Annotated in this window: 21 protein-coding genes; 4 read left to right on the top strand and 17 right to left on the bottom strand. The window is 63.3% G+C overall.

What is annotated here, in order from left to right; genetic code table 11:
- Positions 1-13: 13 nt before the first annotated feature.
- From NKH04_RS14340 to rplS, 3 genes are all read right to left on the bottom strand, one after another.
- Positions 14-829 (bottom strand): amino acid ABC transporter permease, encoded by an 816-nt coding sequence (locus tag NKH04_RS14340; RefSeq protein WP_352540836.1) that lies wholly within the window; start codon positions 827-829, stop codon positions 14-16.
- Between the two features lie 266 nt (positions 830-1,095).
- Positions 1,096-1,893, bottom strand: a complete 798-nt coding sequence (locus tag NKH04_RS14335; RefSeq protein WP_031212709.1) for a transporter substrate-binding domain-containing protein — start codon at positions 1,891-1,893, stop codon at positions 1,096-1,098.
- Between the two features lie 262 nt (positions 1,894-2,155).
- Positions 2,156-2,695 (bottom strand): 50S ribosomal protein L19, encoded by a 540-nt coding sequence (rplS, locus tag NKH04_RS14330; protein ID WP_254817835.1) that lies wholly within the window; start codon positions 2,693-2,695, stop codon positions 2,156-2,158.
- 366 nt (positions 2,696-3,061) lie between these two features.
- Between rplS and NKH04_RS14325 the strand changes: the two genes are divergently transcribed.
- Positions 3,062-3,814, top strand: a complete 753-nt coding sequence (locus NKH04_RS14325) for a sulfite exporter TauE/SafE family protein (protein WP_023679781.1) — start codon at positions 3,062-3,064, stop codon at positions 3,812-3,814.
- On the opposite strand, the gene trmD is transcribed toward NKH04_RS14325, so the two are convergent.
- A complete protein-coding gene (gene trmD / locus NKH04_RS14320) occupies positions 3,796-4,494 on the bottom strand; it encodes a tRNA (guanosine(37)-N1)-methyltransferase TrmD (protein ID WP_352540835.1) in 699 nt (232 codons plus the stop codon). The genes NKH04_RS14325 and trmD overlap by 19 nt on opposite strands.
- Positions 4,491-5,090 (bottom strand): ribosome maturation factor RimM, encoded by a 600-nt coding sequence (gene rimM / locus NKH04_RS14315; RefSeq protein WP_352540834.1) that lies wholly within the window; start codon positions 5,088-5,090, stop codon positions 4,491-4,493. Before rimM ends, trmD begins: the two co-directional genes overlap by 4 nt.
- A gap of 115 nt (positions 5,091-5,205) precedes the next feature.
- On the opposite strand from rimM, the gene NKH04_RS14310 reads away from it, so the two are divergent.
- Both NKH04_RS14310 and NKH04_RS14305 read left to right on the top strand, forming a co-directional pair.
- Positions 5,206-6,144 carry a tyrosine recombinase XerC gene (locus NKH04_RS14310; RefSeq protein ID WP_352540833.1) on the top strand — a complete coding sequence of 313 codons (939 nt, stop codon included), beginning with the start codon at positions 5,206-5,208 and terminating at the stop codon, positions 6,142-6,144.
- An 85-nt stretch (positions 6,145-6,229) separates the two neighbouring features.
- The gene (locus tag NKH04_RS14305; RefSeq protein WP_352832385.1) at positions 6,230-7,297 is read left to right on the top strand and encodes a TraB/GumN family protein; all 1,068 of its coding nucleotides are present in this window, start codon (positions 6,230-6,232) and stop codon (positions 7,295-7,297) included.
- 921 nt (positions 7,298-8,218) lie between these two features.
- On the opposite strand, the gene lpdA is transcribed toward NKH04_RS14305, so the two are convergent.
- The 11 genes from lpdA to mdh form a co-directional block, all read right to left on the bottom strand.
- On the bottom strand, positions 8,219-9,625 hold the full coding sequence (gene lpdA, locus NKH04_RS14300) for a dihydrolipoyl dehydrogenase (RefSeq protein ID WP_352850294.1): 1,407 nt from the start codon (positions 9,623-9,625) through the stop codon (positions 8,219-8,221).
- A gap of 19 nt (positions 9,626-9,644) precedes the next feature.
- Positions 9,645-10,400 carry an SDR family oxidoreductase gene (locus NKH04_RS14295; RefSeq protein WP_352470803.1) on the bottom strand — a complete coding sequence of 252 codons (756 nt, stop codon included), beginning with the start codon at positions 10,398-10,400 and terminating at the stop codon, positions 9,645-9,647.
- Entirely contained in the window at positions 10,397-10,849 is a 453-nt protein-coding gene (locus tag NKH04_RS14290; RefSeq protein WP_352832430.1) for a hypothetical protein, read from the bottom strand. The genes NKH04_RS14295 and NKH04_RS14290 overlap by 4 nt, the downstream gene beginning before the upstream one ends.
- Before the next feature lie 65 nt (positions 10,850-10,914).
- The gene (locus NKH04_RS14285; RefSeq protein WP_352832380.1) at positions 10,915-11,496 is read right to left on the bottom strand and encodes a hypothetical protein; all 582 of its coding nucleotides are present in this window, start codon (positions 11,494-11,496) and stop codon (positions 10,915-10,917) included.
- 9 nt (positions 11,497-11,505) lie between these two features.
- Positions 11,506-12,807, bottom strand: a complete 1,302-nt coding sequence (gene odhB, locus NKH04_RS14280) for a 2-oxoglutarate dehydrogenase complex dihydrolipoyllysine-residue succinyltransferase (RefSeq protein WP_352470805.1) — start codon at positions 12,805-12,807, stop codon at positions 11,506-11,508.
- Positions 12,808-12,836: 29 nt separating this feature from the next.
- Positions 12,837-15,824: a 2-oxoglutarate dehydrogenase E1 component gene (locus NKH04_RS14275; protein WP_352615459.1), complete on the bottom strand. Its 2,988-nt coding sequence runs from the start codon at positions 15,822-15,824 to the stop codon at positions 12,837-12,839.
- Between the two features lie 125 nt (positions 15,825-15,949).
- The gene (gene sucD, locus NKH04_RS14270) at positions 15,950-16,852 is read right to left on the bottom strand and encodes a succinate--CoA ligase subunit alpha (RefSeq protein WP_352832377.1); all 903 of its coding nucleotides are present in this window, start codon (positions 16,850-16,852) and stop codon (positions 15,950-15,952) included.
- Between the two features lie 12 nt (positions 16,853-16,864).
- Positions 16,865-17,362 (bottom strand): DUF1579 family protein, encoded by a 498-nt coding sequence (locus NKH04_RS14265; RefSeq protein ID WP_352832376.1) that lies wholly within the window; start codon positions 17,360-17,362, stop codon positions 16,865-16,867.
- 2 nt (positions 17,363-17,364) lie between these two features.
- Positions 17,365-17,736, bottom strand: coding sequence for a cupin domain-containing protein (locus NKH04_RS14260; RefSeq protein WP_352540826.1), 372 nt, complete (start codon positions 17,734-17,736; stop codon positions 17,365-17,367).
- A gap of 261 nt (positions 17,737-17,997) precedes the next feature.
- Complete coding sequence (gene sucC / locus NKH04_RS14255; RefSeq protein ID WP_352832374.1) at positions 17,998-19,191, bottom strand: ADP-forming succinate--CoA ligase subunit beta; 1,194 nt, start codon at positions 19,189-19,191, stop codon at positions 17,998-18,000.
- A 41-nt stretch (positions 19,192-19,232) separates the two neighbouring features.
- The gene (gene mdh, locus NKH04_RS14250) at positions 19,233-20,201 is read right to left on the bottom strand and encodes a malate dehydrogenase (RefSeq protein WP_352456335.1); all 969 of its coding nucleotides are present in this window, start codon (positions 20,199-20,201) and stop codon (positions 19,233-19,235) included.
- 232 nt (positions 20,202-20,433) lie between these two features.
- Here mdh and NKH04_RS14245 point away from each other — a divergent pair, with 232 nt between their 5' ends.
- Positions 20,434-20,859: a GNAT family N-acetyltransferase gene (locus NKH04_RS14245; protein ID WP_352832371.1), complete on the top strand. Its 426-nt coding sequence runs from the start codon at positions 20,434-20,436 to the stop codon at positions 20,857-20,859.
- A 34-nt stretch (positions 20,860-20,893) separates the two neighbouring features.
- Here NKH04_RS14245 and zapE read toward each other — a convergent pair whose 3' ends face one another.
- Positions 20,894-22,096 carry a cell division protein ZapE gene (gene zapE / locus NKH04_RS14240; RefSeq protein WP_352832368.1) on the bottom strand — a complete coding sequence of 401 codons (1,203 nt, stop codon included), beginning with the start codon at positions 22,094-22,096 and terminating at the stop codon, positions 20,894-20,896.
- Positions 22,097-22,160 lie beyond the last annotated feature (64 nt).

Raw genomic sequence — 22,160 nt, 5'->3', positions numbered from 1 at the left:
TTTCGCCTGCCTTCTATTCCCCATGCTGGTGGCGCAGCCGCTTCTCCAGCGCCCGCAAGGCCAACGACAGGCCGACGGTCAGGATGAGATAGATATAGGCGACGATCGAATAGGTTTCGAAGAAGCGGAACGAGCCGGCGGCGTAGATCTTGCCCATCTGGGTGATGTCGGCGACGCCGAGCACCGAGACCAGCGAGGAATCCTTGACCATGGCGACGAAATCATTGCCGAGCGGCGGCAGGATGGTGCGGATCGCCTGCGGAAAGATGACCAGCCGGAAGCGCTGGGTGCGCGTCAGCCCGAGCGCCTTGGCCGCCTCGATCTGCCCCTTCTCGACCGCCTGGATGCCGGCGCGGAACACCTCCGAAATGAAGGCGGAATAGCCGATGGTCAGCGCCATGACGGCGCGCCAAAGCAACGACACGTCGCGTACCAGCAGCTCACCGAAGAGGCCGGCGCTTTGCAGCGGCGCCGTCAGCGCGTTCCATGCCGCGACGAAGGCCGGCGCGCCGGCAAAGGCGATCCAGAACAACAGCACCAGCATCGGCACGCCGCGGATGATCTCGACGTACAAGCGGGCGATCTGGCTGAGCCAGCGTGAGCCCGACAGGCCCATCAGCGCGACGCCGAGGCCGATCGCGCAAGCCAGCGCGAAGGCGACCACCGTGACGAAGATGGTGACGCCGATGCCCTTGGCGACGGTTGCGAAGACCTGGGCATAGACGTCGCTGGCAGCGATGAAGATGGCGGCGGCCAAGGCGATCGCCACGGCCACGGCAAGCCACCACGGGAAGTCGGATTTGGCTGAGGCGAGAGGCGCCGACGGCATCAAGCGGTACCGATAACAGAGTCACGAAGGCAGCGTTCTGTCACACCCCCCTCTGGCCTGCCGGCCATCTCCCCCTCAAGGGGGGAGATCGGCAGCTTTGACCTCGCGGCCCGTTCTGCAACACTGAAAATTGGCGAAAGCCGATGCGAAAGCCGATCTCCCCCCTTGAGGGGGAGATGTCCGGCAGGACAGAGGGGGGTGTACGAGCGCAGAGTCAGCGCGAGTTCCCGCGCACAATCGTCATGAAATGCGCGCAACAAGCGGGCCTACTGCCCCATCTTGTAATCAAGGAACCACTTCTTGTTGAGCGCGTCGAGCGTACCGTCGGCCTTGAGCGCAGCGATTGCCGCGTTGACCGGCTTCACCAGGTCGGAGCCCTTGGGGAAGATGAAGCCGAAATCCTCGGTGCCGAGTGGGCCGCCGATCAGCTTAAGGCCGCCATTGGACGCATCGACATAGCCCTTGCCGGCAGTGCCGTCGGTGAGCACGACGTCGACGTCGCCGGCCTTCAGCGCCTGCACCGTCGCGCCGAATGTCTCGAACAGCTTGATGCGCGGGTTCTGCTCGTTGCCGTCGAGCACGCTGTAGACGGCGGTGTAGAAGGGCGTGGTGCCGGCCTGCGCGCCGATCAGCCCGTCCTTGAAGGCGGCGAACGTCTTTGCATCGGTGAAGCGCTTCTCGTCGCCGCGCACCAGCATGAACTGTTCCGAGCGCATATACGGATCGGAGAAATCGACCTTCTGCTTGCGGTCGTCCTTGATGGTGATGCCGGTCATGCCGATGTTGTACTGATTGTCGGAAACCGCCTGGATCATCGCGTCCCAGGAGGTATTCTGGTATTCGACCTTGAAATTCAGCCGTTTGGCGATCTCGTTCATCGCGTCATATTCCCAACCGATCTGCTTGCCGGTCTTGGCATCGATGAACTGCAGCGGCGGATAGGCGTTTTCGGTCACCACCACCACTTTCTTGCCGCCGAGGTCGGGCAGCGCCTGCGCCAGAGCCGCGACAGGCACGAGAAGGCAAGCCAGCAGGCCGGCCAGCAGCAGTTTCGAATTGATCATGACGATGCTCCCCAGGAACTGAACCGCCTCGATCGGCCGAGGCATGCAGGAAATCCGGCGCCGACTTTAGCTTTCCGCCGGCGCCTTGCAAGCCGCTCCGATGCGGCGTTCGGCACGAAAATGGATTTCAATGCTTTCATCGGCGGCATTACGGAACGATCCGTATCGATTGCGGCCGATGCAGCCCGGCAAAATAGAATCCGCCTCGCGAAACAAAAAGGCGGCCGAAGCCGCCTTTCCGAAAATAAGTTCTTGAAGAGCCTTATTCGGCGGCAGCTGCTTCCGCGGCCTTGGCGGCCTCGTCGGCGGCCTTCTTCTCGGCGGCGTCCTGCGCGGCCTTCTCGGCGGCCAGCGCCTGGGCGGCGGCCACTTTCTCGGCCTCGATGCGCGCCTTCTCGGCGTTCAGCGCATCGCGCTCTTCGTCGTTCAGCTTGCGGGCGCGCACGCCGGTGTTTTCCGAAATGCGGGCCGATTTGCCGCGACGGTCACGCAAATAGTACAGCTTGGCGCGACGCACCTTGCCGCGGCGCACGATCTCGACGCCTTCGACCATCGGTGAATAGACCGGGAACACCCGCTCCACGCCTTCGCCGTAGGAGATCTTGCGGACGGTGAAGTTTTCCTGGAAGCCGGCGCCGGCGCGGGCGATGACGACGCCCTCATAGGCCTGGACGCGGGTGCGGGTGCCTTCGGTCACACGGACCTGGACGCGCACGGTATCGCCGGGCTGGAATTCGGGGAGCTTGCGCTTGGCTTCGATCTTGGCGGCCTGCTCGGCCTCGAGCTGACGGAGGATGTCCATCTCAATAATCCACTTCTTGTTCTTCCGACAGTCAGAGCGTCCGACACTCGCCTTGCAGTCGCATCGACCGCTCGGCTATGCCCTTCGTTCGAGAACTTCTGTTCGAGAACATCGGGCAGGGGCGACTACACCGTCATTGTTGACGGGCCAGAAGATCGCTCTTGGCATATTTTCTTCCGGTTCGGCGCGCACATACAGCTATTTCGGCGCTTTGTCACGCCTTCGCTGTTTCTTTTTTGGCGCTGTTTCTTTTTGGCTGAGGCCGCTGTGGCAATCCCGTGATCGCTTGTGGTCCAGGGGGTTGCGCCCGCGCGTCAAGCTTCCTAAGCCGGAAGATAAGCATTTTCCTCCAGCGACGACACCCTCATGCCAATCTTGGACGCGGTCCTGCTCTTTCTCGCCGGCTTTCTATCAGGCGCGGTCAATGCCGTTGCCGGCGGCGGCACGTTCATAACCTTTGGCGCCATGACCCTGGCCGGCCTGCCGCCGATCGTCGCCAATGCGACATCGTCGGTGACGCAATTTCCTGGCTACATCACCTCGACGCTCGCCTATTGGCACGACATCAAGCATTTCTGGCGTGGCGCACTGCTGCTCAGCCTCATTTCGGCTCTCGGTGCGCTGTCTGGCGCGCTCATCCTTCTAGGGCTCGACAACCCGTCGTTCCGCGCCTTGGTGCCGTGGCTGCTGCTGGCGGCAACCGCATTGTTCGCTGCCGGGCCATGGCTGAAGCCGGCGCCCAAGCCGGAGCATGAGGCCGCGGTAGGTTCGCTGGTCGGGTCGCTGGCGCAGTTCGCCACCGCCGTCTATGGCGGCTTCTTCGGCGCCGGCATGGGCGTCATGATGCTGGCGACGCTCGGTCTCACCCAGTCCGGCGACTATCACCGGCTGAACGCATTGAAGAACATGCTGGCCGTGGTCATTGCTGCGGTTGCCATCCTCGTCTTCGTCTCGGGCGGCGTCATTGCCTGGCTGCAGGCGATCATCATGATCCCGGGTGGCGCGCTGGGTGGCTATGCCGGCGTCTGGATCGCCAGGCGCGTGCCGCAGAACGCGGTGCGCGGCTTCGTCATCGCCGTCGGCCTGTTCCTGGCTTTCTACTATTTCGATAAGGGCTGAGCGGCTGACAGATCCGGGCGTCGCTCCTTCGTCAGCCTCTCCGCTTCGGCCCGCCGCCACGCCGCGATCTTCCTGTGATTGCCCGAAATCAGCACTTCGGGGATCGGCCGCCCCTCGAATTCCTGCGGCCGTGTGTAATGCGGATGTTCGAGCAGGCCGTTTTCAAAGCTCTCTTCCTCGCCCGATTCCGCATTGCCCATGACGCCGGGCAACAGCCGCACCACCGCATCGAGCAGCACAAGTGCTGCCGGCTCGCCGCCGGACAGGATGAAGTCGCCGATCGACACTTCTTCGAGCCCCCGCGCTTCGATGACCCGCTGGTCGACGCCTTCGAAGCGACCGCAGACGATCACCGCACCCGGCCCAGCGGCGAGCTCGCGCACTCGCGCCTGTGTCAGCGGTTTTCCACGCGGACTCATTAGCAGTTTTGGACGCCGATCGCCCGGCGGCGAGGCATGGTCGATGGCGCTGGCCAGCACGTCCGCCCGCATCACCATGCCGGCGCCGCCGCCGGCCGGCGTGTCGTCGACGGTACGATGGCGATCGCTGGCGAAGTCGCGGATCTGGATTGCTTCGAGCGACCAGATGCCGGTCTCCAGCGCGCGTCCGGCCAGCGACAGCCCAAGCACGCCGGGAAACATCTCGGGATAGAGCGTCAGCACCGAAGCGGAAAAGCTCACCGGTTGCCTCCGGCGTCCTTCGGCCCGCGCGGCCTGCCCTTGGGGTCGAAGCTGTCGCGGTCGGCAGACGCTCCGTCGTCGTCCTCGACCAGCCCTGCCGCGGCCGGATCGACGCGGACAAAGCCACTGGCGATCGACACTTCCGGAACGGCGGCCTGCGTAAACGGAATAAGCACGCCTTTGCGCCCCGCCAGCGTCACGTCGAGAATGTCGCCGCCGCCGAAATTGTGCACGGCGACGACCTCGCCGATGGCGGCACCCGTGTCATCCCTGACCTCCAGCCCGACGAGGTCGGCATGATAGAATTCGTTCTCTTCGCCCTCGTCCGGCAACACCGAACGGTCGACGAACAATTCGGTGCCGGCGAGCGCCTCGGCGGCATTACGATCGCTGATGCCTTTGAAGCGCACCACCACCACGGTGTTGGCGGGCCTGATGTCGACGATCTGGAAGGCGCGGCCGTCCCTGGCATAGAGCGGACCGTAATCGGCCAGCGCCAGCGGATCGCCGGTAAAGCTCTTGACGCGCAACTCGCCCTTGATGCCATGCGCGGCACCGATCACGGCCATCTGGACGGGGTTTTGCGGCTTGCTCATCTGCGGAAAATCCTTTGCCTTGCTCTAACCCCAGCCCGTCGTCATTTCAATGACGCCGCTCTTCACCGCTTCCTAACCCGAGTGCCGGAAGATGGTAGGGAATTGGAAGAGCGCAATGCAGGAATTCCTCATCCCGGCAAAACCCGACCTTCAGGCGGCGCGCGAGGCCTGGCTGAAGATGCTGGCGCGAGAACGCCGGCTGTCGCCCGAAACCGTCGAGGCCTATGAGCGCGACACGCGCCAGTTCCTGCATTTCCTCACCGGCCATTGCGGCGGCTCGCCCGGCATTTCCGACATCGCCGATCTGCGCCCCGCCGATCTGCGCGGCTTTCTCGCTGCTCGCCGTGCCGGAGGCGCCGGCCCGCGTACGCTCGGGCGGGGGCTGGCCGGCATCCGCTCGCTGCTGCGTTTCCTGGAACGGCGCGGCCTCGCCAATGCGGCGGGTGCGGCGGCCTTGCGGGCGCCGCGGCAGCCGAAATCACTGCCCAAGCCGCTGACGGCAAGCGATGCAAAACACGTCGTCTCGGTGGAAGGCCAGGTGGCGGAGGAGCCGTGGATCGCCGCCCGCAACGCTGCCGTGCTGACATTGCTTTACGGTTCGGGCCTGCGCATTTCCGAGGCGCTCGGCCTGTCGAGCGCCGATCTGTCCTCGCCTGGTGATACCGTGCTGCGCGTCACCGGCAAGGGTGGCAAGACCCGGCTGGTGCCGGTTCTGCCGGTGGCGCTGCGGGCGATTGCTGAATACCGCCGCCTCTGCCCCTGGTATCTCGATCCCAAGGGCCTGCTGTTTCGCGGTGCCCGCGGCGGCCCGCTCAACCCGGCGATCGTCCAGCGCGACATGGCCAAGCTGCGCTCGGCGCTCAACCTGCCCGACACGGCGACGCCGCATGCGCTGCGCCATTCCTTCGCCACGCATCTGCTAGGGCGCGGCGGCGACCTGCGCACCATCCAGGAGTTGCTCGGCCACGCCAGCCTGTCGACAACCCAGATATACACCGGCGTCGACACCGCCAGGCTGCTCGAGATTTACGAAGCAGCTCATCCTCGTGCGTGATCGATGCATGTGTCGGTGGCCATCTCGCAACAATTTTGATGCGCCGGTTAACCGTTTTGCCGCTTTTTGCGCCTAGAACCGCAGCATGAAACGCCTCATCGCCATCGCCGACCGCGCGACCCATGTGTCGCTGAAGCTGCTCGTCGCGCTGAACGCCCTGTTTTTCCTCTCTTTCCTCATCGTCGCGCTGCTCGCGGCGGGCAAGGCACGCGCCGAGACTTCGGCCTGCACCGGTAGCGATATGCTGAGCGCGCTGCAAAAGGACGACCCGGCTGCCTACCGCAAGATCGAGGCGGAGGCGGCAGCGACGCCGAACGGCAAGGGCCTGCTGTGGAAGCTCGAAAAATCGGGCGAAAAACCGTCCTTCCTGTTCGGCACCATGCACGTTACCGACCCGCGCGTCACCACGCTGCCACCCGCCGCACAGAAGGCATTCGATGCGGCTGGCACCGTCATCATCGAGACCACCGAAGTGCTCGACAAGCAGAAGATGATGGCAGCAATGCTGAAAGAGCCGGATCTGATGATGTTCACCGACAAGACGACGCTTTCGTCGCTGCTGTCGCCGGAGGATGCGGCGGTGGTCAACAAGGCGCTCGATGCGCGTGGCATCCCGCCAGCGACCGTCGCCAAGATGAAACCTTGGTTGCTGTCGGCGATGGTGGCGCTACCTGCATGCGAAGTCGCCCGCCAGGCTGGCGGTGCGCCAGTGCTCGACGTCAAGCTTGCCAAGGACGCCGAGGCTTCGGGCAAATCGGTCGAGGGGCTGGAGACAATCGCCGACCAGCTGCGCGCCATGGCTTCGCTGCCGATCGCCTTTCACCTGAAGGGACTGGTCGATACGCTGAAGCTTGGCGACAAGGTGAACGACGTCAACGAAACCATGATCGTGCTTTACCGGCGTGGCGACACTGGCATGTATGTACCGCTGTTTCGGGCTATCGTCCCCGAACAGGTAGACGACCAATCGGGTTACGCCGAATTCGAGCAGACCATGATCACCAGCCGCAACAAGGTGATGGTCGATCGTGCAGCGCCGATCCTCGCCCACGGCAATGTCTTCATGGCGGTCGGCGCCATGCACCTTCCCGGAGCGCAAGGCTTGGTCGAGGGTTTCCGCAAGACCGGCTATACGGTGACCGCCGTCAACTGAACGACACGGCGGAGTTGCGCACCGAATCATTGCCGAGGCGGGACCAGCCCTTACGCGTGGCGCGACGGCGGACCAGCCGCGCTTCGTACCAAGAAACCGAAAAAGGTTCGGTTTGGCTCGATCGAACCCATTTTGCGGTGGAAATGCATGCCTGCGAGCGATTCCGGATCAGAATTGCCCTGTTTTCGGCGTTTTCAACGCCTAATGTGAAACCGATTCAACGATTGTACGTTGATGGCTATTACTTGATGTTTTTCATCCACGGAGGACACTTTTATGGCGAACACACCCAATCCGAACGACCCATTCACCTCGCCGGGCTCCGCACGGCCAAGCGGCGGCGGCAGCGGCTGGCTGATTGCCCTGGTCGTCGTTATCCTGGCAATTGTCGCCTATTATGTTTTTGGAAGACGTAGCGAGGCACCTGCGCCTGCCGAACCGCCCGCAGCCAGCACACCAGCTCCGGCCCCAGCGCCGGCCGAGCCGATGAAACCAGCCGAACCGGCTCCTGCGCCAGCTCCGGCAACACCCGCTCCGGCTCCGGCCCCGGCAACACCGGCTCCGGCTCCGGCCCCTGCGCCAGCCCCGGCACCAGCACCAGCGCCGGCACCGGCTCAGTAATCAGACTGCTGATTTAATATATGAACGGTCCGCTGAAAGGCGGGCCGTTTTTTTGGGGAGCAGCCGTCGATGCTCTGAGCTGCGATTAGCCATGGGCCAACTTCATCTTCGTCATCCAGCGCGGAGCAGGAGCGAAGCGACATCGCGGAGACCCTGGAATCCATCTGCGGTTGAGAATGGAAGCCGTCTGTGGTGATCCTTCGCGCCCCTCTCTGTCCTGCCGGACATCTCCCCACTTGGGGCCACTTGGGGGAGATTGGCTATTTCGCCAATCGCCACCGTCGCCTGCGATTCAACCGCTCAGATATGGATCGGCTTGAAGAACGTCGCCAATGCCGCCTCCTTTACCGCTTCCGACATTGTCGGATGGGCGTGACAGGTGCGGGCTAGGTCTTCCGACGAGCCGCCAAATTCCATCAGCACGGCCGCCTCGTGGATCATCTCGCCGGCGCCGAAGCCGACGATGTGGACGCCGAGTACACGGTCGCTGGCCTTGTCGGCCAGGATTTTCACAAAGCCGTCGGTGTGCAGCATGGCGCGCGCGCGGCCATTGGCGCTGAACGGGAATTTTCCGGCCTTGTAGTCGATGCCGGCCTTCTTCAATTCTTCTTCGGTCTTGCCGATCGTGGCGATTTCCGGCGTGGTGTAGACGACGCTCGGAATCACGTCATAGTTCACATGACCGGCCTGGCCGGCGATGGTCTCGGCCACCGCCACGCCCTCGTCTTCGGCCTTGTGGGCAAGCATCGGCCCGGCGATGACATCGCCGATGGCGTAGATGCCGGGCACGTTGGTCCTGAGATGGCCGTCGGTCTTGACCCGGCCGCGCTCGTCGACGTCGACGCCGGCCTCCTTCAGCCCGAGAGCGTCCGAATAGGCCCGTCGTCCCGTCGCAATCAGCACCGCGTCCGCCTCGATCGTCTCGGCCGCACCGCCCTTGACCGGCTCGAAGGTAACCGTCGCCCCCTTCTTGGCCTTGGCGACGCCGGTCACCTTGGCGCCCAGCCTGAATTCAAAGCCCTGCTTCGACAGCAGGCGCTGGAACTGCTTGGAGACCTCGCCATCCATGCCGCCCAGGATGGTATCGAGGAACTCGACCACGGTGACCTTGGCGCCGAGCCGCGCCCATACCGAGCCGAGCTCCAGACCGATGACACCACCGCCGACCACCACCAGATGGCCCGGCACCTTGTCCAGCGACAGCGCGCCGGTCGACGAGACGATCACCTTCTCATCGAAATCGACCTCGACGCCGGGAATGCCGGCGACGTCGGAGCCGGTGGCGATGACGATGTTCTTGGTCTCGATCTCCTCGACCTTGCCGTCATCGGAGGTCACCGACACCTTGCCGGCCGCAACCACCTTGCCGGTGCCACGAAAACTGTCGATCTTGTTCTTCTTGAACAGGAAGGCGACGCCATTGACGTTGGCCGTCACCGTCGCATCCTTGTGTGCCATCATCTTCCCAAGGTTGAGCTTGGGCGCGCCGATCTCGACGCCGAGCGCCTCGAAGGAATGGCCGGCCTCGGCAAACATCTCGGACGCATGCAGCAGCGCCTTTGACGGGATGCAGCCGATGTTGAGGCAGGTGCCGCCGAAGGTCGGGTTCTTTTCGACCACCGCCGTCTTCAGACCGAGCTGCGCCGCCTTGACGGCGCAGACATAGCCGCCTGGTCCCGATCCGATGATAACGACGTCATAGGCCATGATACTGTCCCCTTTTGCTTTAGCGGCCGCCGCCGATTTCCAGATTGGCGCCGGTTGTGTAGGACGCCTCGTCCGACAGCAGCCAGAGAATTGCGGCTGCGACTTCCTCGGCGGTGCCGACGCGCTGCATAGGCACCACCTTGCGCATTCTCTCGGCCCGATCCGGCTGACCGCCGGAGGCATGAATTTCGGTGTCGATGATGCCCGGGCTGACCGCGTTGACACGAATGCCTTCGCCGGCCACTTCGCGGGCAAGCCCGACGGTGAAGGAATCGACCGCGCCCTTGGAGGCGGCGTAGTCGACATATTGACCCGGCCCGCCAAGCCTTGCCGCGATCGAAGAAACATTGGCGATGGCACCGCCCTTGCCGCCATGCCTGGTCGACATCCGCTTCACCGCCTCGCGGGCGCAAAGCATCGGCGCGATCACATTGATGCGCATCATGCGCTCCAGCCTCGCAGCGCTCAGCTCGTCGACGCGCGCGCTCTGGTCGACCACGCCGGCATTGTTGACGAGCGCGTCGAGCCGACCGAAACGGGCATCGACAGCCTCGAACATGGCCAACACGTCCGTCTCGCTGCCGACATCGCCCTTGACCGCAAAGGCTTCTCCGCCAGCAGCCTCGATGTCGGCGACCACCGTTTCGGCGGCTTTTGCATTCGACATGTAATTGACCGCAATACGATAGCCGGCCCTGGCGGCAAGCCTGCATGTAGCGGCGCCGATGCCGCGGCTGCCGCCGGTCACCAGCAGGATCTTTCCGCTCGCGCTCATTCCTGACATCCTTTCAGGGCAAAGACGTCCCAGGGCACCTTGGAAAAGCCGTTGGCGCCGTAGGCCGCCGACATCTGCAACGACGCTCCCAGATCGGGCAGGATCAGCTTCTTCGGCGCATCCTTTCCTTCGCCCGGCAGCAACGCGATATTGCCCTGGTCGTCGGCAGTGTAGATGACGCCCTCCCACACGGTGCAGGCGGCGAGCTCGTCGCCGGTGACGTCGCCGGCCGGGCATTTGTACATCAGCGAGCCATGCGGCCGCGCCGCGCTCTCGGTCCACATGACGATGCCGTCGAGCACGACGCCCTTGTCGAGCACCATCTTGAAGCTGTTGGTGACGGCGGCCGACTCGCCGGTCGGCCTGAAATCGATCTCGGCGGCGTTTTCAGGATCGCCATAGACGGCGAGCTCGAGCGGGCAGGCGGCGTGCGCGACCGCCGGGATCATCGCCGCGCCGACCGCTATCGATGCGGTCGACAGGCTTTCGGACAAGAAAGAACGGATCGTCACTGCTATCCGCCTTGAACAGCTTGATCGAGGATGAAGACCGTCGAAAGAAAATAGTCTATCTCAAACGCTACGTTTTCATTCCTGTCGACCGGAACCGCGTTCACCTCGTATTTGAGGGTCAAGATGCGAGAACTCTCCGCCAGCTCAATATAGACGTCGCGCTCACGACCGCCGCCGATTGCCCACTTGAACTCGCTCTTGTTCAGGAACTGCAGTGCCTTGGGCAAGGTATGTATGGCAATCGGTTTTGTGCCTGCAAAAGTCACGGGATGCCGGCCCACATCGACGTTAAGATGGCCGTACCAAGTCGCCATCGTTCCACCCGATTCCAGTCTTCCGAAGACAGGCTCGACACTAATCGACCTCAGACGAAAATCGGGACTGAAGAAGAACTCGCAATTGGCACCATAGATGCACCACGCCGATCCGGCGTCCCCGTGGCGATAATGATTGTCCGCCCGCAGATCCTCCGGATCTATCAAGCTGCGAACCGTCTCGCGGTCGCTCTTGCCGAGCTCGATTGGGCCAGCACGGCCTGTCGACAATAGTTCGAACAGATCTATCGGGTCGATCGGCTCAGCCACCGGAGCCCCCTAGAGGTCGAGCACCAGCCGCTCGGGATCCTCCAGGCTTTCCTTGACCCGGACCAGGAAAGTCACCGCTTCCTTGCCGTCGACGATGCGGTGGTCGTAGGACAGCGCCAGATACATCATCGGCCGGATCACGATCTGGCCGCCGACCACCACCGGCCGCTCCTGGATCTTGTGCATGCCCAAAATGCCCGACTGCGGCGCATTGAGGATCGGCGTCGACATCAGCGACCCGTAAACGCCACCGTTGGAAATCGTGAACGTGCCGCCTTGCATATCGGCGACGGAGAGCTTGCCGTCGCGCGCCGCAAGCCCCAGCCTGCCGATGTCCTTCTCGATTTCGGCGATGGACATCTGGTCGGCATTGCGCACAACCGGCACGACAAGGCCTTTCTCTGTACCGACGGCAACGCCGATATGAGCGTAGTTCTTGAAGATGATGTCGGTGCCGTCGATCTCGGCATTGACCGACGGGATCTCCTTCAGCGCATGGGTGACGGCCTTGGTGAAGAAGCCCATGAAGCCGAGCTTCACGCCGTGCTTCTTCTCGAACACGTCCTTGTATTTGCCCCTCAGCGCCATCACCGCGCTCATGTCGACCTCGTTGAAGGTGGTCAGCATGGCGGCGGTCGATTGCGCTTCCTTGAGGCGGCGCGCGATCGTCTGGCGCAGCTTGGTCATGCGCACGCGCTCCTCGCGCGACGCATCGTCGGCCGGGGACGGCGCGCGCGCGGCAACGGGTGCCGGTACAGGCGCTGCCTTCGGCATTTCGGCCGGCTGCGACGGCGCGCCCCTGGCGATAAGGTCGAGCACGTCGCCTTTCAGCACCTGGCCGCGCTTGCCCGAGCCCGACACCTGGTCGACCGCGAGATTGTGCTCGGCCAGCAGCTTTGCCGCCGACGGCGCCGGCGGCATTGTGCGCGTCTCGATCGCGCCGGCGTCGCCGGCGATCTTGGCCGTCTCGGCAGCGGCCTGCTTGACGCTCGAGGCTGCGGTGGGAGCCGAAGCCTGCGATACCGCATCCTGTTTGTCCGCCGGAGCGGCGGCGGCATTGGCTGCCGCGCCGGCGCCCGCCGAAATCGTGCCGAGCAGTGCGCCGACGCCGACCGTCTCGCCTTCCTTGACGGCGATCTCGGCGAGCGTGCCCGCGGCGGCGGCCGGCACTTCCACCGTCACCTTGTCGGTTTCGAGCTCAACCAGCGGCTCATCGGCGGCGATCGCGTCGCCGACCTTCTTGAACCATTTGCCGATGGTCGCCTCGGTGACGGATTCACCAAGTGTCGGGACGCGGATTTCGGTTGCCATTGTGCCTGTCCGTTTCTTTCGGTTCTGTTCTATTCACCAAGCGCGTCGTCGAGCAAGGCGGCAAGCTGGGCGAGATGCTTCGACATCAATCCGGTCGCCGGCGAGGCGGCGGCTGGCCGGCCTGTATAGCGCACCCGCTGATGCTTGGCGTCGATATGCGCCAGCACCCATTCGAGATACGGGTCGATGAACGACCATGCGCCCATGTTCTTGGGCTCCTCCTGGCACCACACCATCTCGGCATTGCGAAAGCGCGACAGTTCGGTGATCAGCGCCTTGGCCGGGAACGGATAGAGCTGCTCGACGCGCAGCAAATAGATGTCGTTGATGCCGCGCTTCTCGCGCTCTTCGTAGAGGTCGTAATAGACCTTGCCCGAACAGAGCACGACACGGCGGATTTTCGAATCCTTGGTGAGCTTGATGGCCTGGCCTGACAGCAGCTGGGCATCGTCCCACAACAGCCGGTGAAAGGCGCTTTCGCCCGACATTTCCGGCAGCGTCGATACCGCCCGCTTGTGGCGCAGCAGCGACTTCGGCGTCATCAGGATCAGCGGCTTACGGAAGTCCCGCTTCAATTGCCGGCGCAAGATGTGGAAGTAATTGGCCGGCGTCGTGACGTTGGCGACCTGCATATTGTCTTCGGCGCAAAGCTGCAGGAAGCGCTCGAGCCGGGCCGACGAGTGCTCCGGCCCCTGGCCTTCATAGCCATGCGGCAGCAGGCAGACGAGGCCCGACATTCTGAGCCATTTGCGCTCGCCCGACGAGATGAACTGGTCGAACACCACCTGGGCGCCGTTGGCGAAGTCGCCGAACTGCGCTTCCCACAGCGTCAGCGCCTTCGGCTCGGCCAGCGAGTAGCCATATTCAAAGCCGAGCACGGCCTCTTCCGACAGCATCGAGTTGATGACCTCGAAGCCGGCCTGCGCCGCCGACAGATTGTTGAGCGGAATGTAGCGTGTCTCGTCGCGCTGGTCGTAGAGCACGGAATGGCGCTGCGAGAAGGTGCCGCGCTCCGAATCCTGTCCGGACAGCCGGATCGGATTGCCGTCGAGCAGGATGGCGCCGAAGGCCAGCGCCTCGGCCGTCGACCAGTCGATGCCTTCGCCGGACTCGATCGCCTGGCGGCGGTTGTCGAGGAAGCGGATGATCGTCCTGTGCGCCTCGAAATCCTTCGGCACCTCGGTCAGTTTCTTGCCGATCTCCTTCAGCATCTTGACCGGCACGGCGGTCTTGCCGCGCCGCTGTTCGTCCTGGTTGTCGGCCGAGCGCAGGCCGGACCACGCGCCGTCCAGCCAGTCCGCCTTGTTCGGCTTGTAATGCTGGCCCACCTCGAATTCCTGCTCGAGATGCGCCCGCCAATCGGCCTTCATCTTTTCGAACTCGGCCTGGGTGATGTGGCCTTCGGAAATCAGCCGGTCGGCATAGATCTGCACCGTCGTCTTCTGGTTGCGGATCTTGCGATACATGATCGGTTGGGTGAAGGCGGGCTCGTCGCCCTCATTGTGGCCGAAGCGGCGGTAGCAGAACATGTCCACCACGACAGGCTTGTGGAACTTCATGCGGAATTCGATCGCCACCTTGGTGGCATGGACCACGGCTTCCGGATCGTCGCCATTGACGTGGAAGATCGGCGCCTCGATCATCTTGGCCACGTCGGACGGATAGGGCGACGAGCGCGAGAAGCGCGGGTTGGTGGTGAAGCCGATCTGGTTGTTGATGATGAAATGCAGCGTGCCGGCGACGCGGTGGCCGCGCAGGCCCGACAGGCCGAGGATTTCGGCAATCACGCCCTGACCGGCAAAGGCGGCGTCGCCATGCAACAGCAGCGGCAGCACCTTGGCGCGCTCTTCCAGCGGCACGATCTCCTCGCGGCTGCGGCCGAACAGATAGTCCTGCTTGGCGCGCGCCTTGCCCATCACCACCGGGTCGACGATTTCCAGATGCGAGGGATTGGCGGTCAGCGACAGATGCACCTTGTTGCCGTCGAACTCGCGATCCGACGAGGCACCGAGATGGTACTTCACATCGCCCGAGCCCTCGACCTCGTCGGGCGCAGCCGAGCCGCCCTTGAACTCATGGAAAATGGCGCGGTGCGGCTTGGCCATCACCTGCGACAGCACGTTCAGCCGGCCGCGATGCGCCATGCCGAGCACGATCTCCTTCATGCCGAGCTGGCCGCCGCGCTTGATGATCTGCTCCAGCGCCGGGATCAGCGACTCGCCGCCATCGAGGCCGAAGCGCTTGGTGCCCTTGTACTTGACATCGATGAATTGCTCGAAGCCTTCCGCCTCGACAAGCTTCTGCAGGATCGCCTTCTTGCCGGCGGCGGTGAAGGAGATCTCCTTGTCGGTGCCCTCGATGCGCGCCTGGATCCAGGCCTTCTCCTCGGGATCGGAAATATGCATGAATTCGACGCCGAGCGTCGAGCAATAGGTCCGGGTCAGGATATCGAGCATCTGCCGGATGGTGCCGAATTCCAGCCCGAGCACATTGTCGAGGAAGATCGGCCGGTCGTAATCGGCTTCGGTGAAGCCGTAATTCTCCGGCGACAGCTCGTTATAATCCTCGAGCGGCTTGGCAATGCCCAGCGGATCGAGATTGGCGTGCAAATGGCCGCGCATGCGGAAGGCGCGGATCATCATGATGGCGCGGACGGAATCGCGCGTCGCCTGATGCACGTCGGCGTCGGAAAGCGCTGCGCCGTTGCCGACCGCCCTGTCCTTGACCTTCTTTTCGATGTGCTTTTCGACCAGGCCCCAATTGCCGTCCAGCGCCGAGACCAGCTCGCCATTGGCCTGCATCGGCCAGGAGGGCTTGGCCCAAGAGGCGCCCTTGGCGTTCCTGCGCACGTCGCCGGCGTCATCCTTCAGCGCCGCGAAGAAGTCCTGCCATTCGGGATCGACCGACGCGGGATCGTCCTCATAGGCGGCATAGAGCGCGTCGATATAATCGGCATTGCCGCCATAGAGGAAAGAGGTAAGCGAAAACTGGTCGTTGGCCTGATCTTGTCTTGCCATGTCACTGTCGAAGCCTTTGCTTCGTCTCCTTTGTTGGAGGGGAGTAAGGGAATAGGGGAGTAAGGGAGTAGGGCAATGCCCTCGTCTTGTTCCCTACTCCCCTATTCCCGTACTCCCTTACTCCCCTAACCCTTGATCGCCTCGACCAGCGTCGTGCCGAGCCGGGCCGGCGATGGCGAAACCTTGATGCCGGCCGATTCCATCGCCGCGATCTTGTCTTCCGCGCCGCCCTTGCCGCCGGAGATGACCGCGCCCGCATGGCCCATAGTGCGGCCCGCCGGTGCGGTGCGCCCGGCGATGAAGCCGGCCATCGGCTTGCTGCGGCCGCGCTTTGCCTCGTCCTTGAGGAATTGCGCGGCGTCTTCCTCGGCCGAACCGCCGATTTCACCGATCATGATGATCGACTTGGTCTCGTCGTCGGCGAGGAACATCTCCAGCACATCGATGAACTCCGTGCCTTTGACCGGGTCGCCGCCGATGCCGACAGCGGTGGTCTGGCCGAGGCCGACATTCGTGGTCTGGAACACCGCCTCATAGGTAAGCGTTCCCGAGCGGGAAACAACGCCGACCGAGCCCTTGCGGAAGATGCTGCCGGGCATGATGCCTATCTTGCATTCGTCGGGGGTCAGCACGCCGGGGCAGTTCGGCCCGATCAGCCGCGACGTCGAACGGTCGAGCCTCGCCTTGACCTTGATCATGTCCATCACCGGTATGCCCTCGGTGATGCAGACGATCAGCGGGATCTCGGCCTCGATCGCTTCCAGGATCGCTTCGGCAGCACCCGCCGGCGGCACGTAGACGACCGAAGCGTTGGCGCCGGTCCTGGCCTTGCCTTCGGCTACGGTGGCGAAGATCGGAAGCGCCTCGCCTTTGGCGCCGGTCCAGGTTTCGCCGCCCTTCTTGGGGTGGATGCCGCCGACCATCTTTGTGCCGTGATAGGCGAGCGCCTGTTCGGTATGGAACGTGCCGGTCTTGCCGGTCAGGCCCTGCACCAGCACCTTGGTGTTCTTGTCGACGAGAATGGACATCGGAGCCCTTTTCTAAAAACCGTTGATCGAGGAAGGCGAGACGCGCCGATAGACGCCGCTCACCATGTCTTGCCAGCCATCGCCGCCGGCAGGTTTGAAATGCAGTCGCATGCGGAAGGCATCGGCATTGTCGAAAATATAAGTCACACGCGCGGAGCCGCGCTGCGACGACCGCTCCAGAGCCAGCTCCGTGCCGTTCCAGCTGCCTTTGGCCGGCGACATCGGCACGAAACCCATCGAATCGAACTGGTGCATGGTGACGATTTTGTTTTGCTGGTCGAAGCCGAACACGCTGTACGCGCCGAACGAAACCGTGCCGTCGCGGCGCTGGCGATAGCGCTGCACTACGAACAGGCCGCCGAACTGTGCCTCTGCCAGTATTTCCGAACTCGCTGTTCCGCCATCGGCCCATTTCGTGGCCGACACCTCTTCCTCGCCGCGCCACGCTCCGACCAGCGCCCGCAGGCGCTGGTGATCGGCCGAGAGTGAGGAGAAGGGCGCAGCGTTCATGGTCAGAGCCGCTTGAGATCGGCGACGGTGAGGTCGCTCTTAGCGTTGCCGGTGTTGAGCGTCGTCGCCGGCTCGAACATCAGCACGACAGGCTCCTCGCTCAGTGAGCGCGGACGGTGCTCGACGGCGCGCGGCACAACGATGAACTCGCCGCTGCCAAGCTCAACCGTGCCGTCGCGGAAATCGATGGCGATGCGGCCGCGCAGCACCAGGAATGCTTCGTCTTCATTGTCATGCGCGTGCCAGTCGAAGACATCGCCGAACTTGGCGATCTTGACCTGGCTGTCGTTCACGTCGCCGGCGATATGCGGATCGAAGACCTTCTTGATCTTCTGATCCGCCGCCTCGACGAGGTTTATCTTGTGCGGAGGCATCGCCTATCGACCTCTGACTCGCTCTGTTCTCACTGGATAATCCGAAACAGCAACAGGAGGCCCACCAAGAAGAGCATGACGCTCACGCCAAGATGCACCCCAAGGTCAAGCGATCTTGGAAGAACAATTCTGAACGAGGTGTGGCGGCGCATCTTTTCCGACATCTTTCTCCGCTCGGGAAAGGCCCACAGTCCGCCGATACCCATGGCAATCATAAATATTGACCATATTGGATGGGCAAACGGAGCGTTTTCCAAATGCTCAGCCCTTCACAGCCGCGACAATCTTCTTGGCTGCGTCATCGAGGTCATCGGCCGACACCACGTTCAGCCCGCTGTCGTTGATGATCTTCTTGCCGAGCTCGGCATTGGTGCCTTCCAGCCGCACCACCAGCGGCACTTGCAGGCCGACCTCCTTGACCGCGGCGATGACGCCCTCGGCGATGATGTCGCACTTCATGATGCCGCCGAAGATGTTGATCAGGATGCCTTTGACCGCCGGATCCTTGGTGATGATCTTGAACGCCGCCGTCACCTTTTCTTTCGACGCGCCGCCGCCGACATCGAGGAAGTTGGCCGGCTCGGCGCCATAGAGCTTGATGATGTCCATCGTTGCCATGGCAAGGCCGGCGCCGTTGACCATGCAGCCGATATTGCCGTCGAGCGCGACATAGGCGAGGTCGTATTTCGACGCCTCGATCTCCTTCTCGTCCTCTTCGGTGGTGTCGCGCAATTCGAGCACGTCGGGGTGGCGGAACAGCGCATTGTTGTCGAACGACACTTTGGCGTCGAGCACGCGCAGCCGGCCGTTCTTCATGACGATCAAAGGGTTGACCTCGAGCAGGCTCATGTCCTTCTCGACAAACGCCTTGTAGAGGATCGGAAACAGGGTCGCGCCATCCCTGGCGGCGTCGCCGTCGAGCTTCAGCGCCGCGTTGAGTTTCTTCACATCGTCGGCCGTCACGCCCTTTTCCGGGTCGATGGCGACGGTAATGATCTTTTCCGGCGTGTCGTGGGCGACCGCCTCGATGTCCATGCCGCCCTCGGTCGAGACGACGAAGGCGACGCGCCCGACCGAGCGGTCGACCAGGATCGACAGATAGAGCTCGCGGTCGATGTCGGCGCCGTCCTCGACGTAGAGCCGGTTGACCTGCTTGCCGGCCGGGCCGGTCTGCTTGGTGACCAGCGTATGGCCGAGCATCTCCTCGGCGTTGGCGACGACCTCGGCCACCGACTTCGCCAGCCTGACGCCGCCCTTGGCATCGGGCCCGAGCTCCCTAAACTTGCCCTTGCCGCGGCCGCCGGCATGGATCTGGCTCTTGACCACATAGAGTGGGCCGGGCAGCGCCTTGGCGGCAGCTTCCGCCTCGCTCGCCTTGAACACCGGCACGCCCTCGGCCACGGGTGCGCCAAAGCCTTTCAGCAGCGCCTTGCCCTGATACTCATGGATGTTCATGCGCTATGTCTCCAGCTTGCTTGGCGGGCTTGGTTACCGGCTTACTTGGCCGCGAGATGCGGAGCGATCTTGACGCAGGCGTCGCACAGGCCCTGCACCGCCGCGACCGAATTGTCGAACATCTTCTGCTCGCTCTTCGCGAGCTCGATCTCGATGATCCGCTCGACGCCGCCGGCGCCGATTACCACGGGAACGCCGACATAGGTGTTCTTGACGCCATATTGGCCGGAGAGGTACGCCGCACAGGGCAGCACCCGCTTCTTGTCCTTGAGATAGGCTTCGGCCATGGCGATGGCCGAGGCGGCCGGCGCATAAAAGGCAGAGCCGGTCTTGAGCAGGCCGACGATCTCGGCGCCGCCGTCGCGGGTGCGCTGCACGATCTGGTCGAGCCGCTCTTTCGAGGTCCAGCCCATCTTGATGAGGTCGGGCAGCGGGATGCCGGCAACCGTCGAATAGCGGATCATCGGCACCATGGAATCGCCATGGCCGCCGAGCACGAAGGCGGTGACGTCCTCGACCGAGACCTTGAATTCCTCGGCCAGGAAATAACGAAAGCGCGAACTGTCGAGCACGCCGGCCATGCCGACGACATGGCTCTTGGGCAGGCCGGAAAACTTCTGCAGCGCCCAGACCATGGCGTCGAGCGGATTGGTGATGCAGATGACGAAGGCTTTCGGCGCGTATTTCTTGAGGCCGGCGCCGACCTGCTCCATCACCTTCAGATTGATGCCTAGAAGATCGTCGCGGCTCATGCCGGGCTTACGCGGCACGCCGGCGGTGACGATGCAGACATCGGCGCCCTCGATGCCGGCATAGTCGTTGACGCCGGTCAGCCTCGAGTCGAACCCATCGACCGGCGACGACTGCGCGATGTCCAGTCCCTTGCCTTGGGGGATGCCTTCGGCGATATCGAACAGCACGACGTCGCCGAGATCCTTGAGGCCGACCATGTGGGCGAGGGTGCCGCCGATCATGCCCGAGCCGATGAGCGCTATCTTGTTGCGTGCCATGTCAGGATGTTTTCCCTTTGACTATGACGGCGCCCAAATCCTTGACGATTTGATGACGGCGTCGGAGGAAGAGGCCGGAATGCTGCGGAACCGCGAAATTCGCCGCACGCAATAGCCCCGGCCGCACAAAAATTCAAACGATTATTTTGGAGTGAGTAATTTCAATCGGTTAGAAACAATGGGACTTACGTAAACGTCAAAATTCTGAAGCCGACTAGAGGAATTCTACACAATGGCACTGGAAATCAGAAGGCTGTTTCCTGGCGATGACGCCCTTGTGATGCGGGTTGCCGACGAAGTCTTCGACGAGCCGGTCAGGCCGGATCGGCTCTCCGCCTATCTCGCGGAGCCCGGTCATTTCATGGTCGTGGCCCTCGCCGACGGCATCGTCGTTGGCCAATGCGCAGCCGTCATCCACCGCCACCCGGACAAGGTGAGCGAACTCTACGTAGACGAGGTCGGCGTGGCGCCGGCCTTTCAACGCCAGGGCATTGCGACGAGGATGCTCGGCGCCATGTTCGCACTCGGTCGCGAGCATTGTGAGGAGGCGTGGGTCGGCACCGAGCCGGACAATGTTGCTGCTCGCGCACTTTACGAGTCGCGAAAAGAGCCGCATGGGCCGGCGGAGGGGTTCGTCATGTATGTTTATCGATTATAGGCGCCGGCGGCAGCGCCCCCTTCGGTACTATCCCTCACGCCTGTGCCTGCCGTGCCTCCGTCGATGATCCCTGCGCCCTCTGCCTCTTCGCCCAGTCCTCCAGCCAGTCGTGGCTCTGCATCTCGATCAGCCGCGATGCGGTGCGCTCGAACTCGAAGACTTCGTTGCCGCGCTTGGCCGTATAGAGCTGCGCCGGCGGTGCCGCGGCGCTCATCACCAGCCGTACATGATGATCGTAGAGCGTATCGACCAGCAGGATGAAGCGCTTGGCTTCGTTGCGCTTGCCTTCGCCGAGCACCGGCACATGGTCGATGAAGATGGTCGAGAAGCGGGCGGCAATGGCAAGATAGTCGCGGGCGCCGAGCGGCCTCTCGCAGAGATCGGCGAAGGAAAACCGCGCAGCCTCCCCTGCAGCCCGCGGCACCATGACGTGCCGGCCCTTCACCGTCAGCATCGTCTCGGCCGTCGGCCTGCCATGTGTCATCACCGCCCACGCGTCGTCGAGCGCATGGTCGGCGGCGGCATCGGCCGGGGTGACGTAGACCGGCATGCGGCTGAGCTTGTCGAGGCGGTAATCCTTGTCGGCGTCAAGCGCCAGCACCTGCGCGTGGCGCTCCAGGATAGCGACAAACGGCAAAAACAACTGACGGTTCAGGCCGTCGCGGTAGAGATCCTGCGGCGCAACATTGGAAGTGGCAACCAGCACCACGCCATTGGCAAACAACGCCGAAAACAACCTTGACAGGATCATCGCATCGGCGATGTCGGTGACGGAGAACTCGTCGAAGCATAGCACCCAGGCTTCCTCGGCCAGCGCGCGCGCCACCGGCGGGATCGGATCGTCCTCCTTGGCCGTGCCGTTCTTGCGAGCCTGTCGGTGCTTCTGGATGCGGTCCTGCACGTCGGCCATGAAGTCGTTGAAATGCACCCGGCGCTTGCGCCGCACCGGCAGCAGCTCGAAAAACATGTCCATCAGCATGGTCTTGCCGCGGCCGACGCCGCCATGGATATAAAGGCCCTTGACCGCCTCGTGCACCTCGCGCTTGCGGGCGAACAACCACCCCAGCGCGCTTGATTTCTGCGCCAGCCGCTTTGCCGATATCTCTTCGATCAGCCGGTCGAGCGCAGCGGCGATCCGCTCCTGCGCCGGATCGCGCCCGATGGCGCCCGTCTCGACCAGATGGTCACAGCGCTGCTTGACGGTCGCATGGGTCTGGAGGCCGTCACGCAGATGCATTGGTCACGTCGTTCCGGAGCAATTCCAAGAAAAGTGTGCAGCGGTTTTCTGTCCGGAATTGCGT

Origin of the sequence: Mesorhizobium sp. M1365 (assembly GCF_040317865.1) — a bacterium.
GTDB lineage: Bacteria > Pseudomonadota > Alphaproteobacteria > Rhizobiales > Rhizobiaceae > Mesorhizobium.
The sequence above is the reverse complement of the archived record's forward strand: the minus strand, read 5'-3'. Positions and strand labels throughout refer to the sequence as shown.